This window comes from Streptomyces decoyicus, from assembly GCF_019880305.1.
GTDB lineage: Bacteria > Actinomycetota > Actinomycetes > Streptomycetales > Streptomycetaceae > Streptomyces > Streptomyces decoyicus.
Window position 1 is genome coordinate 1,168,039 of the sequence record NZ_CP082301.1, and the last position, 14,336, is coordinate 1,182,374.

Genomic DNA, 14,336 nt, shown 5'->3' on the forward strand with positions numbered 1-14,336 from the left:
CGTCAGTTCGTTGCGTCCGTCGCGACCGCCCGTGCCGCCGCCACCATTGCCTGTCCCACGGACACGCCGCCGTCGTTGGGGGGTATCCGCCGGTGGGTGTGTACCCGGAGTCCCGCCGCGGCGAGTTCCTGTTCCGCCCGTATCAGCAGGTGCTGGTTGAGGAACACCCCACCGCTCAGGACGACATCGGCCGGCCCGTGGGTGCGGGACAGCCGCAGGCAGACCTCGACCACCGCGTGCACCACACTCTCGTGGAACGCGCGGCTCAGTCCGGCGGTGCTGTGGATTCCGTCCGTCAGGCCGGCGAGCAGGGATTCCAGCCAGGGCCGGTGATCGACGACCAGGCAGCCGTCCTCGTCGTCGAGCCGCAGCGGCCATGGCGTCGCCGGCGTGTGGTCCCACGCGATGAGCTGCTCCAGTTCGATGGCGGCCTGCCCTTCGTAGCCGACGTCCTCGCACACGCCCAGAAGCGCGGAGTAGGCGTCGAAGAGACGGCCCATACTGGAGGTCAGCGGGGCGTTGAGACCGCGTTCGGTCATCTTCATCAGCACCTCGACCTCGAACGGGTCCCGGTCGCGCAGCAGACCGAGCGGGAGGGACGCCGCGTCCTGGCCGAAGTACTGGGTGAGCAGCGCTATCGCCACGCGGGCCGGTTCGCGTACGGCCTTGTCCCCGCCGGGCAGCCGGAAGCGCGCGAGGTGTCCGGCCCGCTCGAAGCCGCGGTAGTCGCCGACGAGGAACTCGCCGCCCCAGATGGTGCCGTCGGTGCCGTAGCCGGTGCCGTCGAAGATCACACCGATGACCGGGCGGTCCAGGCCGTTGTCGGCCATGCAGGACGCCATGTGCGCGTGATGGTGCTGCACGGCCACCGGCTCCATGTCCGCGCAGGAGCGGGCGTAGCGGGTGCTGTGGAAGTCCGGGTGCAGATCGTGCGCGACGTAGCGGGGGGTCACGTCGAAGACCTGGCGCAAGTGGCCGATGGTGTCCGCGAAGAACCGCTGGTTTCCCGGTGACTTGAGGTCTCCGATGTGCTGTCCGACGTAGAGCGAGGTGCCGGACCCGAGGCAGACGGTGTTCTTCAGTTCGGCCCCGAGGGCGAGGACCGGCGGCACCTCGAAGGGCGCCGGCAAGGGATCGGGGACGAAACCGCGTGCCCGGCGCAGGAGGACCGTGACCGGCCCGTCCGCGCGGTGCACGACACGGGCGATGGAGTCGTCCACCCGCGTATGGATCGTGCGGTCGTGCACGAGGAAGGCGTCGGCCAGGCCCTGGAGAGTGGCGAGCGCCTCCTCCTCCGTACGGGCCATGGGCTCGTCCGGGGCGTTGCCGCTGGTGGCGATGAGGACGCCGGACGTATCCGCCAGCAGGAGGTGCTGCAAGGGGGTGGTCGGCAGCATGAATCCCAAGGTGGGGGATCCGGGGGCCACGTCCGGTGACAGTCCGCTGCTCCGGCGGGCCCGGAGCAGGACGATGGGCCGCGCCGGGGACTCCAGCAGCCGGGTCTCCTCGGCGTCGAGGTGGGCGTAGCGCGCGACCGTCGCGGTGTCGGCGGCCAGCAGTGCCAGGGGCTTGGCGCTGCGCTCCTTGCGGGAGCGCAGTTCGGTCACCGCCGAGGGCAGGTACGGGTCGGCCATGAGCTGATAGCCGCCCAGCGCCTTGACGGCCAGGATGCGTCCGTCGCGCAGCATCCGGGCCGCGGTCCGCACCGGGTCCCCGTCGCCGATTTCCGTGCCGTCCGCCGACAGCAGCCGCACCCGGGGGCCGCAGGACCAGCACGCGTTGGGCTGGGCGTGGAAGCGCCGGTCGGCGGCGGAGTCGTACTCCTTCTGGCAGTCGGGGCACATCACGAAGTCGGCCATGGTGGTCAGCGGCCGGTCGTAGGGAAGGCCTTTGATGATGCTGTAACGCGGTCCGCAGTTGGTGCAGTTGATCAGGGGGTAGCGGTACCGGCGGTCCCCGGGGTCCATCAGCTCGGTGACACAGTCCGCGCAGACGAGACTGTCGGGGGTGACGAGCCCGCCCGACCCGCCGTCGGGACGGCTCTGCCGGATGGCGAAGGTGGAGTTCCACTCCCGCAGTGGCTCCTCGGCGAGCACCTCACAGGTGTCGATACGCGCGAGGCCCGGCAGTTGCGCATACAGGTCGGTTCCGAAGGCATCCGCCGCGGTGCGCGGCCCTTCGACGCAGATGGTGACGCCGCGCATGTCGTTGAGCACCCAGCCGCCCAGCAGGTGCCGGGTGGCCAGGCGGTAGACGAAGGGGCGGAAACCCACCCCCTGGACGAAACCGGTGACCCGTAAGGTACGGCGCACCGCGGCCATCAGCACAGCCTCGGCAGCTGGGCACCGTAGAGCAGGTCCACGGTCTTCTCACGACCGTCCGGACCGGTCATCCGGACGGTTCCCGGCGTGCCGTCGACCACGCTGCCGACGACGGCCGCCTGCGCGCACTCCTCATGGGCGTGCAGGGCCTTGAGCGCGGCTTCGGTGTGCTCCGGGGAGACGACGAGGCAGAGGTTTCCCTCGTTGGCGAGGTACATCACGTCGACGCCCAGCATGTCGGCGGCCATGGCGGTCTCCGGCCTGACGGGCAGATCGGCCTGGGAGAGCAGCACGGCGGCCGAGGAAGCCTGGGCGAACTCGTTGACGACCGTGCCCAGGCCCCCTCGGGTCACGTCGCGGATGCACCGCACCCCCTCGCCGCAGGCATCGAGGACGTCGGCGATCACATGGTTGAGCACCGCGCAGTCGCTGCGCACCCGGTGCTCGAAGCCGAGGCCCTCCCGCTGGGAGAGGAGGTGGATGCTGTGGTCGCCCAGGTAGCCGGTGACGATGACCTGGTCCCCTGTGCGCAGCGACCGGCTGGACAGGTGCAGGGGGCGTTCGAGCACCCCGACACCCGTGGTGTTGAGGAAGATGCCGTCCGCCTCCCCACGCCGTACGACCTTGGTGTCGCCGGCGACGATCTGCACCCCCGCCGCCACCGCGGTGTCCCGTACGGAGTGCAGGATCCGCCGGAAGTCGGCCAGCGCGAAGCCCTCTTCGAGGACGACCGCGAGCGTGAGGTAGAGCGGACGGGAGCCGCTGACGGCGAGGTCGTTGACCGTGCCGGCGACGGCTATCTTCCCGATGTCGCCACCGTCGAAGAACAGCGGCTCCACCACGAAGGAGTCGGTCGTGACGGCGATCCGCCTGCCGGGGAGCTCCAGCAGGGCACTGTCCTCCATTTCGCCGATGTAGGTGTCGCCAAGAATCGAGGCGATGGTGCCGGCGATGAGCTCCTGGCTCATCCCTCCACCGGCTCCATGGTCCAGGACCACGGTCTTCGTCACGCGCCGGCCTCCTGTGTGCGGTTGCGGTCGTCGGATCAGGCGGCGGAGAGGACGGAGTGTCCCAGAGACTTCTGGAGGAGCGCGTCCCACCACACCCGCATGATGCGGATGGCCTCCAGGGCGCCCTTGCGGACCTCGTCCATGTCGATCGGCTCGCCGTCGCCGTCCGCGGCGTCCGGGCCGAGGTCCACGAACGCGGCGAGGCCGTCCTTGTGCCCCTGCTCCACGCCGTCCTCCAGGTGGATGTCGTGGAAGCGCTTGATCAGGCTGCCCTCGTAGGCGAACCCACGACGGTCGCAGATCTCCTTGCAGATCTCGTAGAGGACCTCGTGCTCGAAGATCGCCGCGGTCTCGGTCGCGTAGAGCGAGCCCAGGGCGCGCGAGGGGTCGGGGGCGCACAGCGCGTCGACGTCCGCCAGGAACCGCGTCGTCGGGGGGAACTCCACCCGCTTGTCCATGTCGGTACCCGCCTCCAGCATGCCCTTCTTGTACATCGGGGCGTGGCCGTCCTCCTCGTCCACATTGCGCTGGAGTTCGACCGAGACCCCTGCGTCGGCCAGCTTCTTGGTGCAGTCCACGGCCTTCTGGAGCAGGCCCTTGTTGGCGAAGGAGAACTGGTAATGCTCCATCACCAGCCACTCCAGCGATTCCGTCTCGGCTTGTGACAGGGCCTTGAACAGCTGGTCCTTCACGGCGTTGGTGAAGGCGTCGTTCTCGGCGTCGATCTGCACGGACAGGCGCTCGGCCATGGCAAGCCTCTTCTCTCTGATGATGGTGAAGGGGACGTGCTGCGCAGCGGCACCCGGGGTGGCCCGGTGCCTGCTGTGTCGCAGGTTAGTCATACGCATGACTGAAGAACAAGAGGAAGCCACGACTGCAACTTGGCTTCTGAGCTTCAGGTTTGACGGTGGGAAAGTTCCGATCTGTTGCGAACAGGTCATTCGTATGACTACGCTCGCCGTCGTTTGGCCGACTGCACCGGAACCCCACTCCCGAAGCCAGGGAAGTCATATGCCTCGATACGCAATCCTCACCAACGACCTCCAGCGTGACCTGGTCGACAAGAACGAGCAGCGCAAGGCGAATGTGCAGGAGATGACCCCTGCGTTCCAGGAGTTCCTGGCCCGGATGCGGGAGCTTCGGGTACCGGTGATCCATCTGCAACTGGTCTACGACGAGGACGACAAGAAGATCGAGTACCACGACGGGCGCATCCCCGTGCTGCGCGGCACCCGCGGGGCCGAGCTGCTCCCGGAGTTCGTGGACCCCGGCGACATCGTCATGGAGAAGAAGAAGGACAGCGGCTTCTTCGAGACGGACCTGCACGACTACCTGCAGAAGAACGACATCGACACCGTGATCATCACGGGGATGCAGGCGCAGGTCTGCATCCAGACGACTGCGGCGGACGCGCACTTCCGCGGCTACAACGTGGTCGTGCCCTCCGACGGGGTCGTCTCCACCCGCGAGGAGGACCGCACGCGGGCCCTGGAATGGCTGGGGTCCTACTGCGCCGTGGTGGCACCGATGGCCGAGGTGGCCCGGCGTATCGGTGACGAGGAGGGCTTCGACTTCTCCGTTGCGGCGCTTCCCTAGGGCCCGCCGGCCTGCTCGGACGGCCGGGTACGCGGACCCACCGCACACCGCGGGAGCACACCCGGCCCGTCGCCGGCACCGTGATCGTGCCCGGCTCCTGTCGAAGGCTCCCGCGCGCAATCCTCAAGGAGGCGTCCCATGGACGTGGCAGTGACAGCGGGGGCCCACGCCTGGAACGGGCTCGCGCTGCCCCCCGACACAGAGCAGGAACCGGATCTCCTCGTCATCGGGGTGCCTTTCGAGGGGGGCGCGGGCGGTGCGGGCGGCGCCTCGCTCGGGCCCGCCAGGGTGCGGGAGCTCACCCCCCGCCTCAAGACGACCGATCGTCATGGCCGTGACGCCTCGGCGGTGCGGCTGCGGGACCTCGGCGACATCCCGACCTGGCGGTTCGACCTCCCCCGGTCGATCGCGCACCTCGCCGAGGTCTACCAGGAGGTCTTCCGCGAGGTCACGGTGCCCGTCCTGACCTACGGCGGGGACCACTCGGTGACCTATCCCATCGTGGCCGCGGCGGGCACCGGCCGGCGCCTCGGGCTCGTGTGGTTCGACGCGCACCCGGACGTGCTCGACGGCTACCAGGGGTCCGGGATCTCCCACGGCTCGCCGCTGCGCCGCATCATCGAGGACGGCGCGGTCGCCCCGGAGAACGTGCTGCTGGTCGGCACCCGCGCCTACGACGCGGGCGAGACCGCCTTCATCGAGAAGCACGGCATCCGTGAGGTCCGGGCCGCGCACTTCGCGGACGATCCCCGGGCGGCCCGGGAGAGTTACCGGCGACATCTGGCCGACATCGCCGAGCGGGTCAGCCATTTCTACGTCACGCTCGACATCGATGTGCTCGACGCCTCGTGCGTCCCCGGCACCGGCACGCCGGTCGCCGGCGGGATCGGCACCGGTGAGCTGCTCGGCCTCATCGAAGACCTTCCCGAGCCCGTACTCGCCTACGACATCGTGGAGTTCGCCCCGGCACACGACGTCGGCGGGATGACCGGACACGCGGTCATGGCCCTCACCACCGCGTACCTCGCCCGCATCGCGGCCCGGACCCACGGACCGGGCTCACCGCCGCCCCCCGGCCACCGCCCCGTGGCGCATCCGCCCCGTCTCCCCGAGGAGTGACGCCGTGGACGTCATGACGGCCATCCTGACGCGGCGCAGCAGCCATCTGCTCAGCGCCCCGGCCCCCACCGACGCGGAGTTCACCTACCTGCTGGGAGGCGCGGCCACCGCCCCCGACCACGGCTCGCTCCGGCCGTGGCGGTGGGTCCTGTTGCGCGGCGACGGCCGGGAGGCACTCGGCGACTGCCTGGCCGCCGAGGCGCCGCCGGGCCGGCAGGAGCGGGCCAGACGGAAGATGCTGCGCTCTCCGCTCAAGGCGGTGCTGATCTTCGTGCCGCGCCTGGACCACCGCGTCCAGGAGTGGGAGCAACTGGCGGGCACCAGCTCGATGGTGTACGCGATGATGATGCTGCTGCATGCCCGTGGCTACGGCAGCATCTGGCGGACCGGAGCGCTGTGCCGTAGTGAAGGCGTCCGTGAGCTCCTGGGGCTGTCGCCCGCCGAACGGGTGCTGGGCTCCCTGGACATCGGCACACCCGACGCGCAGGCGCGGCTCCTGCGGCGGCCGCGCGAGGACGTGGCGGCCAAGGTCTCGGCCTTCCCCGGAGCGGCCGCCACGGCCTCGAAGGCCGGCGACGTCGCCGGTCCCTGACCACGGGCCGAGCGGGCGCCCGGTCGGCGAGGACCGCCCGAAGACTCGACCCAGCCGGTCTCGACCGGTTGAGAAAGGCAGAGCGCACCAGTGGAACCGAGTGACGAGTTGACGCCGTCGCACGAACGGACGCCCCCGCCCGGGCAGGGCCCGGCCGCATGGGCCCGTCGCGCGGCACGCAGCGTTCCCGAGGGGCGGGCGGCCCGCACCTTCCTGCTGGTCGCCTTCGTCGACGCCGCGGGCCGTGGCATCTTCCTCGCGGGCTCCGCGCTCTTCTACACGCAGGTCATCGGGCTCACCAACGCGCAGGTCGGACTGGGGCTGTCGATCGCGGGCCTGGTGGGGCTGGTGTGCGCCATTCCCATCGGCTGGCTCGCGGACCGGTTCGGTGACGGGCCCGTCCTGGTGGCACTGCAACTGTGGCGGGCTGCGGCGTTCCTGGTCTATCCCCTGGTCGACGGCTTCGGGCTGTTCCTTGTGGTGGCCTGTCTGGTCGGCGCGGTGGAGTGGGCCGCGATGCCCATCATCCAGTCGGTCGCGGGAGCCACCAGCGAGGAGGGCTCCATGGTGGAGGCCATGGCCGTGGTCGCGGTGGCCCGCAATTCCGCGTACGCGCTCTCCGCCCTGGCCGCCACCGCCGTGATCACCTGGGCGTCCCCTCGCGCCTACGTCGTGTTCGTGCTGTTCAACGCGCTGGGGTTCTTCGTGTCGGGGATGCTGCTGCTGAGACTGCGGCTGCCACGCCGGGCGGTGGACCACAGCTCCAAGGAGTCGGCCGGATCGAAGCTGCTGCCGTTCAGGGACGTGCGGTTCCTGCTGCTGTCCGTCACGAACGGGATCCTGTACGCCCATATGCCGATCCTGTCCGTGGCCTTCCCGCTGTGGGTCGTCACCCGTACCGATGCGCCGCGCGCCCTCGTGGGTGTGGCGCTGACGATCAACACCGTGATGGCGGTGATGTTGCAGATCCGGCTCAGCAAGGGCGGGGACGACCTCGGGCGCGCCGGCCGCAAGCAGCGGCTCGCCGGACTGGCGCTGGCCGCGTTCTGCGTGCTCGTCGCGTTCACCCGGTCCGTGGACGGACTGACGGCCACCTTCCTGTTGTTGCTCGCCGCGGTCGCGCTGACGCTGGGCGAGCTGTGGCAGTCGGCGGGCGGCTGGGGGATCTCCTACGGGCTCGCCCCCGAGGCCCAGCGCACCTACTACCTGAGCGTCTACCAACTCGGGGCCACCGGCTGCACGGTTGCGGGGCCGGCGGTGCTGGTGATGGCCGTCGTGGACGTGGGTCCGGCAGGCTGGGCGGGGCTGGCGGCCTTGCTCGCGCTCACCGGATTGGTGACACCCGCGCTCACCCGGCCGCCGCGCCCCAAGGCAGCGGCCGCCCCGGCTCCGGCCGACTGATCCGTTGCCGGCCCCGTAGCCGGACCCGCGAGAGCGGGCCGTACCACTGTCATGGAGCGGCGGCCGTACCACCGTCATCGAGGGGCCGTACCACCGTCATGAAGCGGGGGTGTGCACCTGCTCGTCGGCTCGTTGCGCCGTCCCGTTGCGGTCCCGCCCGCGGGCGGTGAGGTCGGCCACGACGACGAGGAGGGTGGCGGCCACGGCTAGCACGGCACCGACCAGATTGGGCGAGGCGTAGCCGAAGCCTGCGCCGATGGCGGCGCCGCCGAGCCAGGCGGCGAGTGCGTTGCCGACATTGAGCGCGGCGACGTTCGCGGCCGAGGCGAGAGTGCGTGCTTCGGAGGCCACCTGCATGATGCGGTGCTGCAACGTGGGAATCGCGGCGGTCCCGCACAACCCCAGCAGCGTCAGGGTGATCACAGCAGGTGTCCGGAAATGGATGCTGTAGGCGAAGACCGCAAGCAGCACCGCCAACACGACGAGCGTGCCGTGCAGCGTGGCGACCGGGAATTTACCGGCAAGGTGTCCACCCAGCAGATTTCCGACGGACATCCCGATGCCATAGAGCATGAGAATGACCGTCACGGCACTCGGCGCAAAACCGCTCACCTTGACAAGCATCGGCTCGATGTAGGTGAAGGACGCGAAAATCGCTGCGGAAACCAGCATGGTGACGGTGAGAGTGACCCAGACCTGTTTCCGGCGGAAAGCGCCCAATTCCGCGCGGAGACCACCGCCCGGGGGGCGCGGTTGCGCGGGCATCAGCACAAGAATGCTGAGGAGTCCGACGAAACCGATCAGTGCCACGCTCAGAAAGGTGGTCCGCCAGCCAAAATGCTGGCCGATAAGCGTTCCCAGCGGTACCCCGAGAATCGTCGAGACGGTCATGCCGCTGAAAATCAGGGAGATGGCGCTCGCCCGCCGGGACGGGGCGACGAGGTCCGCGGCGGTGACCGCGGCGACGCCGAAGAACGCCCCGTGGGCGAGTGATACCAGCACGCGGGCGGACATCAGCAAGCCGTACCCGGGGGCGACGCCCGCGAGGAGGTTGCCCACGACGAAGACGGCCATGAGGAGCACAAGGACGGCCCGGCGGGGGAAGCGGGTGGTCAAGGCGGCCAGCGGCAGCGCACCGGCCACGACGCCAAGGGCGTAGCCGGAGACCAGGTAGCCGGCCACGGGCACGGAGACGGACAGGTCGGCTGCCACGTCCGAGAGCAGGCCCATGATCACGAACTCGGTCGTGCCGACCGCGAAGGCGCTGATGGCCAGGGCGAGGATTGCCGGCGGCATGAAGAAAGGAACTCCTTCGGCAGGGAGGGGCTGCGGGCGTGTCGGGAGCGTCGGGGGCGTCGGGGGCGTCGGGGGCGTCGGGGGCGTCTGCGAGCCTTCACCGCCGTGGCGGCCCCACGGAGGCCCGCTCGACGAACTCGACCGGCATGACCGTCTTGGCCGTCACGGTGTCGTTGCGCAGGAACTGCTCCATGCCCAGGCGCCCCAGCTCATGGGCGGGAAGGCGCACCGTCGTCAGCGCGGGCACCATCAAGGAGGCGAGGGGCAGGTCGTCGAACCCGATGACGGACAGATCACCGGGGATGGACAGTCCGAGGCCGTGCGCGGCGGAGTAGGCACAGGCGGCCAGGTTGTCGTCGTCGCAGATGACCGCGGTCACCGAGCTGTCGTCGCACAGCCTGGCCAGTATCAGTTCCCGCGCCCGCGCACCGTCGAAGGGAACGGCCAGGCTCCGCCCCCGCACGCGGCGGTGCGCCCCGAGCCGGCTGTCGAAAGCCTCGGTGCGCTGCGCGAACGTCCAGGCGTCGCGCTCCGCACGGACATGCAGGATGTCCTGGTGCCCCAGCCGGACGAGGTGGTCCACGGCGGAGCGCATCCCGGCACCGACGTCCATGGTGACCGAGCAGATGCCGGCGTCCGGGTCGCTGTCGAGGGCGACCATGGCGACGCCGTCCCGCAGCACGTCGATGCTCCCGGCGGACACGGCACAGGCGAGAACACCGTCGATGGCTTGCCGGGGAGAGGGGAACGGGCCCTTCCCGTCCTCGCCCTGGAGGGGGTAGACGATCACCCCGATCCCGTGGTCGGCGCCGACGCGGGCCGCTCCGCTGTGCACATCGGCGAAATGGGGGTTCGTCAGGGACGGCACGACCAGCATCACCGTGCCGGTCCGGCCTAATCGCAGATTGCGCGCCGAGAGATTGAGCCGGTAACCCATATCGGCCGCCGCATCGAGGACCTTCTTCGCCATTTTGGCCGAGATGCGACCACGCCACTTTCCCGCCATCACCAACGAGACGGTGGTCTGCGACACGCCAAGCGTCCGTGCCAAGTCCTTGCTTGTCATTTGAGGCGCGTTAACCGGTGCGTTCCCTGCCCTGTGAAGTCCTTCAGACAACGGTCCCTCAACTCTTTTGCGGACTGCGGACGTTCAGCTTCCGTTAGATCTTGCGCCGGACATCATACGTATGATCTGGTAGCGAACATCATACGTATGATGCGGTTGCTCAACCAGAGATAACAGTCAGCGACATTCGGCGCATGGAGATGTCAATGGAATCGGCCGTCACCGTGTATTGCGGAGCCTCACTCGGCGAGCACCCCGCCTACGCCGACGCAGCGCGTCAATTAGGCCAGGCGTTGGCCCGGTCCGGAATGAACTTGGTCTACGGCGGGGCCTCCACCGGCCTGATGGGGTGCGTGGCGGACGCGGCACTCCTCGGCGGCAGCCGCGTCACCGGAGTGATCCCGCAGAGCCTCGTCCGGTACGAGGTCGCGCACACCGCCCTCACCGACCTGCGCGTCGTCCGGACCATGCATGAACGCAAGGCGTTGATGGCCGAGTTGGGAGACGCCTTCGTCGCGATGCCGGGCGGTTTCGGCACCGCGGAGGAACTGTTCGAGGTCCTGACATGGGCCCAGCTCGGACTGCACTCCAAGCCGTGCGCCCTGCTGAACACCAACGGTTACTACACCCCGCTCCTGAGGTTCCTGGAGCACGCCGCCGACGAAGGCTTCGTGCACCGGCGCTACCTCGGCAACGTGATCGTCGAAGACGATCCGCACGTCCTGCTCTCCCGGCTCGCGAGCCACCGTGCGCTTCCGCATCTGTTCGAAGAGGTGGCGGAGGCATGACCACCGCACCCCGCCCGGCTGCCACGGACGCCCGCTCCGAGCCCTCCGGTGCCGCTCCCCCCGCCCCGGCACTCGCCGTGTTCGACCTCGACGGCACCTTGCTTCCGGAGACGACCTCCTGCCGGGAGATCGCCCGGGTGGTCGGCAGGCACATGGACATTCACGACCTGGAAGCGGCGTACGGCCGGGGCGAGATCGACAGTCGCGCCTTCGCGGTCAGCGCTCTGCGGTGCTGGAGCGCAGGCGGCAAGGCCGTCTACCGCCAGGCGTTCGACGCCGCACGCTTCCTCCACGGCATCCAGGACTGTCTGACATGGCTGCGCACGCACGGGACGACAACCGTCCTGGTCACGATGTCGCACAGGGAGTTCGCCGAGTGTCTCGACGGATTCGACCACATCTTCGCGTCCGACTACCCCGACGACATCCTCAACCCCGAGGACAAGCCGCTGATCGTCGAGAAACTCCGGACCGACCTGGGCATCACGGCCGACGACGTCATCGCCTTCGGCGACTCGACGTCCGACCTGCCGCTCTTTCGCACCCTCCGGCACACGGTCGCCGTCAATGCCTCCCCGGCCCTGACCGCACTGGCCGCCCACCACTACCAGGGCGACGATCTGCGCGGGGCGCTGCGCCTGGTCTGCCCTGACGCGGAGTTCACCTCATGAGCGCGCCCGGCCGCGCCGTGCCCTCCGCCACCACGGCCGCCTCGCCCGCTCCCGGTGCCGGCACCGTCACCGTCATCTGCCGGTCCTTCGCCGAGGACTTCCCCGGCGGGCTCGGCGCTCTCCACGACGCCCTGAGCCGACGCGGCCTGACCACCGGGACACACGGACAGGTCGACGGACGGTTCCCCGACGGTGAGCTGTGTGTGGACCTGCCCGGGGACCCCACGGGGGCGCACGTGGTCATCCACCAGTCCCTGACCGGACCCGCCGAACAGGTCGACCAGTCGGCGATGGCACTGCTGGCCGTGGCCCGTGCCTACCGGGAGCACGGGGCCCGGAAGGTGACCGCCGTCGTCCCGCACCTCGCCTATGCGCGCCACGACCGGCACGTACCCGGCGAACGCCGCCCGATCATGGCCGGCTTGCTGGCACAGCTCGCCGCGACGGCCGGTATCGACCAGCTCATCACCCTGGCCTCGGGCGCCCAGGACCGTCTCGGACGACTCAGCGAGCCGATGGACCTGGTGCAACTCCCCACGGATGCGGCGCTGATGTCCCTGGTGCACCCCTGGGTCGTGCCCGGCCGCACGGTGCTCGTGGCCCCTGATGCGGGGGCCGCCCACCAGGTCCGCAGGATCGGCGACCGGCTACGGCTTCCGGTGATCACCGCCACGAAACGCCGCACCGGTCCGGACGCCGTCACCGCGACCCTCACCTCGTCCGCACCCGGCCCTGCCGACCGCGCCATCATCGTGGACGACCTGATCACCAGTGCGGGAACGATGCTGGCGGTGGCCCGGCTGGCGCGGGCGGAGTTCGACGGGTGCCAGGTGCTCTGCGCGGCGACCCATCTGCGTCCCACCCCGACCGGCGAACAGCGGCTGGCCGCTGCCCTGCGGGACGGAACGGTGCACCGCGTCCTCACCACCGACGCGGCGGGCCACCGCCCCCGTATCCCCGGTATCGACGTCACCGCCGTCCTCCCACTGATCGCCGACGCCGTCGCCGAACAAGTCCTCCCTGCCCAGCCCCCTTCAGCGGAAAGGCCCACCGCACATGCAGGCTCCCACTGAGCTGCTCGCTACCGTTCCCCCGACCACCCTGAGCCCGGCCTTGTCCATGTCCGTGGTCTGCCTCGACCAGACCCGGCTCGGTGAACACGTCGCGCAATTAAGGACGTTGGGGATCAGCCGGCTGCACGTCGATCTCATCGACCCGGCCTTCGCCCGGAACGTCGGACTGCCCCTGGAGACCATCAGCGACCTGGCGGCCACCTGCGGCCTGCCGATCGACGTCCACGCCATGCTGGCACGCCCCGGTGACCTGCTGGAGCAGGCCGCGGCACGCGGGGCGGCCACCATCTGCGTCCACCAGCGCACCGTCACCCCCCAGGTCCTGGCCTGCTTGCAGCGCATCGCCGCCGGGCCCGCCGAAGTGGGCCTGGTCATCGACCCGGGCGAGGGACTGGACCGTGCGCTGATCGAGCAGCTGGCCCCCGCCCAGCTGACGGTGATGAGCGTCGAACCGGGCGGCGTGGGACGGCCGTTCCGCGACGAGGCCCTGCTCACCCTCGCCGAAGCCGCTGAGCTGCGCGCACGCGGCATCGTCCGGCGGGTCGAAGCCGACGGGGCGGTCGGACCGGCCACCGTCGCGCGGCTGGTGTCCGCCGGGGCCGGCCAACTCGTCCTGGGCAGCACGGTCTTCCCGCGACGCGGCCCGGAAGGCAACCGCCTGGACGAACTGGCCCTGGCGCTCACCGCCCTCTCCCCCGCCTGACCTCCGGCGTCCCCTCATCCCCTCATCCCCGACCGATCCCCCCGACCGACGAAGATCAAGGACCGTTGCTCATGACGCTCACGCACACCATCACCATCGGCGACGTCCGCCGCGAGCTGCCGATCGTACGGGTGGCGGACGATGCCCGGATCGCCTTCCTCAAGCTGTACGGCGACGTGGAACTCACCGTCGCCTGCGCACGCGCACTGGCCGAGCGGATGCCGGCGGACGTCGATGTCATCGTGGGCCCGGAGACCGGGGGCATCCTGCTCGCCCACGAACTCGCCGAGCACTCCGGGCGCCCCTACGTGATCGCCCGCAAGAAGCTGCGCCCCAACATGGCCAAGCCGCTCCGCGTCCCCGTACAGAGCATCGGAACACCGGGACAGCAGGAACTCTTCCTCGGTGAGGACGACGCGGCGCTCATCGAGGGCCGCCGGGTCGCCGTCGTCGACGAGGTCATCAGCAGCGGCGGCACCCTCAAGGCCCTCCATGAACTCGTCGCCGCGGCCGGCGGCACGGTGCAGCAGGTGTTGACCGTGGCCACCGAAGGGGAGCGCAGGCCGGACGTCGAGTCGCTGCTGCATCTGCCCGTCTACACGGATTAGCGCCACCCCGCTCGCTGCTCGCTGCTCGCTTCCGTACGCCTCCCCCTCCCGGACCCTCACCCGTACCCCATCGAACACCTAGGAGTTGCACG

General features: G+C 69.9%; 14 protein-coding genes. 9 read left to right on the top strand and 5 right to left on the bottom strand.

Features of this window, described 5'->3' with window-relative positions; translation table 11 throughout:
• Nucleotides 1-2: 2 nt before the first annotated feature.
• Genes hypF through K7C20_RS04975 form a run of 3 tightly spaced genes read right to left on the bottom strand, consistent with a single transcriptional unit; the run spans nucleotide 3 to nucleotide 4,173 of the window.
• Nucleotides 3-2,321, bottom strand: a complete 2,319-nt coding sequence (gene hypF / locus K7C20_RS04965) for a carbamoyltransferase HypF (RefSeq protein WP_030079655.1) — start codon at nucleotides 2,319-2,321, stop codon at nucleotides 3-5.
• Nucleotides 2,321-3,331, bottom strand: a complete 1,011-nt coding sequence (gene hypE, locus K7C20_RS04970; RefSeq protein WP_078953447.1) for a hydrogenase expression/formation protein HypE — start codon at nucleotides 3,329-3,331, stop codon at nucleotides 2,321-2,323. The genes hypF and hypE overlap by 1 nt, the downstream gene beginning before the upstream one ends.
• Before the next feature lie 35 nt (nucleotides 3,332-3,366).
• Entirely contained in the window at nucleotides 3,367-4,173 is an 807-nt protein-coding gene (locus tag K7C20_RS04975) for a hypothetical protein (RefSeq protein WP_245171600.1), read from the bottom strand.
• Between the two features lie 169 nt (nucleotides 4,174-4,342).
• Here K7C20_RS04975 and K7C20_RS04980 point away from each other — a divergent pair, with 169 nt between their 5' ends.
• From K7C20_RS04980 to K7C20_RS04995, 4 genes are all read left to right on the top strand, one after another.
• A complete protein-coding gene (locus K7C20_RS04980) occupies nucleotides 4,343-4,927 on the top strand; it encodes a cysteine hydrolase family protein (protein ID WP_030079646.1) in 585 nt (194 codons plus the stop codon).
• A 138-nt stretch (nucleotides 4,928-5,065) separates the two neighbouring features.
• Entirely contained in the window at nucleotides 5,066-6,046 is a 981-nt protein-coding gene (locus K7C20_RS04985; RefSeq protein ID WP_078953446.1) for an arginase family protein, read from the top strand.
• 13 nt (nucleotides 6,047-6,059) lie between these two features.
• Nucleotides 6,060-6,638: a nitroreductase family protein gene (locus tag K7C20_RS04990; protein ID WP_245171613.1), complete on the top strand. Its 579-nt coding sequence runs from the start codon at nucleotides 6,060-6,062 to the stop codon at nucleotides 6,636-6,638.
• A gap of 90 nt (nucleotides 6,639-6,728) precedes the next feature.
• On the top strand, nucleotides 6,729-8,039 hold the full coding sequence (locus K7C20_RS04995) for an MFS transporter (RefSeq protein ID WP_078953445.1): 1,311 nt from the start codon (nucleotides 6,729-6,731) through the stop codon (nucleotides 8,037-8,039).
• Nucleotides 8,040-8,135: 96 nt separating this feature from the next.
• Here K7C20_RS04995 and K7C20_RS05000 read toward each other — a convergent pair whose 3' ends face one another.
• Complete coding sequence (locus K7C20_RS05000) at nucleotides 8,136-9,335, bottom strand: MFS transporter (protein WP_053209911.1); 1,200 nt, start codon at nucleotides 9,333-9,335, stop codon at nucleotides 8,136-8,138.
• A 97-nt stretch (nucleotides 9,336-9,432) separates the two neighbouring features.
• A complete protein-coding gene (locus K7C20_RS05005) occupies nucleotides 9,433-10,401 on the bottom strand; it encodes a LacI family DNA-binding transcriptional regulator (RefSeq protein WP_053208749.1) in 969 nt (322 codons plus the stop codon).
• A 194-nt stretch (nucleotides 10,402-10,595) separates the two neighbouring features.
• Here K7C20_RS05005 and K7C20_RS05010 point away from each other — a divergent pair, with 194 nt between their 5' ends.
• The 5 genes from K7C20_RS05010 (at nucleotide 10,596) to K7C20_RS05030 (ending at nucleotide 14,244) form a co-directional block, all read left to right on the top strand.
• The gene (locus tag K7C20_RS05010) at nucleotides 10,596-11,189 is read left to right on the top strand and encodes an LOG family protein (RefSeq protein ID WP_245170991.1); all 594 of its coding nucleotides are present in this window, start codon (nucleotides 10,596-10,598) and stop codon (nucleotides 11,187-11,189) included.
• On the top strand, nucleotides 11,186-11,860 hold the full coding sequence (locus tag K7C20_RS05015; RefSeq protein ID WP_048829205.1) for an HAD family hydrolase: 675 nt from the start codon (nucleotides 11,186-11,188) through the stop codon (nucleotides 11,858-11,860). Before K7C20_RS05010 ends, K7C20_RS05015 begins: the two co-directional genes overlap by 4 nt.
• Nucleotides 11,857-12,933, top strand: a complete 1,077-nt coding sequence (gene prs / locus K7C20_RS05020; protein ID WP_053208750.1) for a ribose-phosphate diphosphokinase — start codon at nucleotides 11,857-11,859, stop codon at nucleotides 12,931-12,933. Before K7C20_RS05015 ends, prs begins: the two co-directional genes overlap by 4 nt.
• Complete coding sequence (locus tag K7C20_RS05025; RefSeq protein WP_078952958.1) at nucleotides 12,917-13,636, top strand: beta/alpha barrel domain-containing protein; 720 nt, start codon at nucleotides 12,917-12,919, stop codon at nucleotides 13,634-13,636. The genes prs and K7C20_RS05025 overlap by 17 nt, the downstream gene beginning before the upstream one ends.
• A gap of 71 nt (nucleotides 13,637-13,707) precedes the next feature.
• Nucleotides 13,708-14,244 (top strand): phosphoribosyltransferase family protein, encoded by a 537-nt coding sequence (locus K7C20_RS05030; RefSeq protein WP_030079619.1) that lies wholly within the window; start codon nucleotides 13,708-13,710, stop codon nucleotides 14,242-14,244.
• Nucleotides 14,245-14,336: the final 92 nt, after the last annotated feature.

What these genes read in the sequence shown, in the direction of transcription:
- hypF (WP_030079655.1), bottom strand. Translation starts at nt 2,321, where the DNA reads ATGGCCGCGGTGCGCCGTACCTTACGGGTCACCGGTTTCGTCCAGGGG.
- K7C20_RS04975 (WP_245171600.1), bottom strand. Translation starts at nt 4,173, where the DNA reads ATGACTAACCTGCGACACAGCAGGCACCGGGCCACCCCGGGTGCCGCT.
- K7C20_RS04980 (WP_030079646.1), top strand. Translation starts at nt 4,343, where the DNA reads ATGCCTCGATACGCAATCCTCACCAACGACCTCCAGCGTGACCTGGTC.
- K7C20_RS04985 (WP_078953446.1), top strand. Translation starts at nt 5,066, where the DNA reads ATGGACGTGGCAGTGACAGCGGGGGCCCACGCCTGGAACGGGCTCGCG.
- K7C20_RS04990 (WP_245171613.1), top strand. Translation starts at nt 6,060, where the DNA reads ATGACGGCCATCCTGACGCGGCGCAGCAGCCATCTGCTCAGCGCCCCG.
- K7C20_RS05000 (WP_053209911.1), bottom strand. Translation starts at nt 9,335, where the DNA reads ATGCCGCCGGCAATCCTCGCCCTGGCCATCAGCGCCTTCGCGGTCGGC.
- K7C20_RS05005 (WP_053208749.1), bottom strand. Translation starts at nt 10,401, where the DNA reads ATGACAAGCAAGGACTTGGCACGGACGCTTGGCGTGTCGCAGACCACC.
- K7C20_RS05010 (WP_245170991.1), top strand. Translation starts at nt 10,596, where the DNA reads ATGGAGATGTCAATGGAATCGGCCGTCACCGTGTATTGCGGAGCCTCA.
- K7C20_RS05015 (WP_048829205.1), top strand. Translation starts at nt 11,186, where the DNA reads ATGACCACCGCACCCCGCCCGGCTGCCACGGACGCCCGCTCCGAGCCC.
- prs (WP_053208750.1), top strand. Translation starts at nt 11,857, where the DNA reads ATGAGCGCGCCCGGCCGCGCCGTGCCCTCCGCCACCACGGCCGCCTCG.
- K7C20_RS05025 (WP_078952958.1), top strand. Translation starts at nt 12,917, where the DNA reads ATGCAGGCTCCCACTGAGCTGCTCGCTACCGTTCCCCCGACCACCCTG.
- K7C20_RS05030 (WP_030079619.1), top strand. Translation starts at nt 13,708, where the DNA reads ATGACGCTCACGCACACCATCACCATCGGCGACGTCCGCCGCGAGCTG.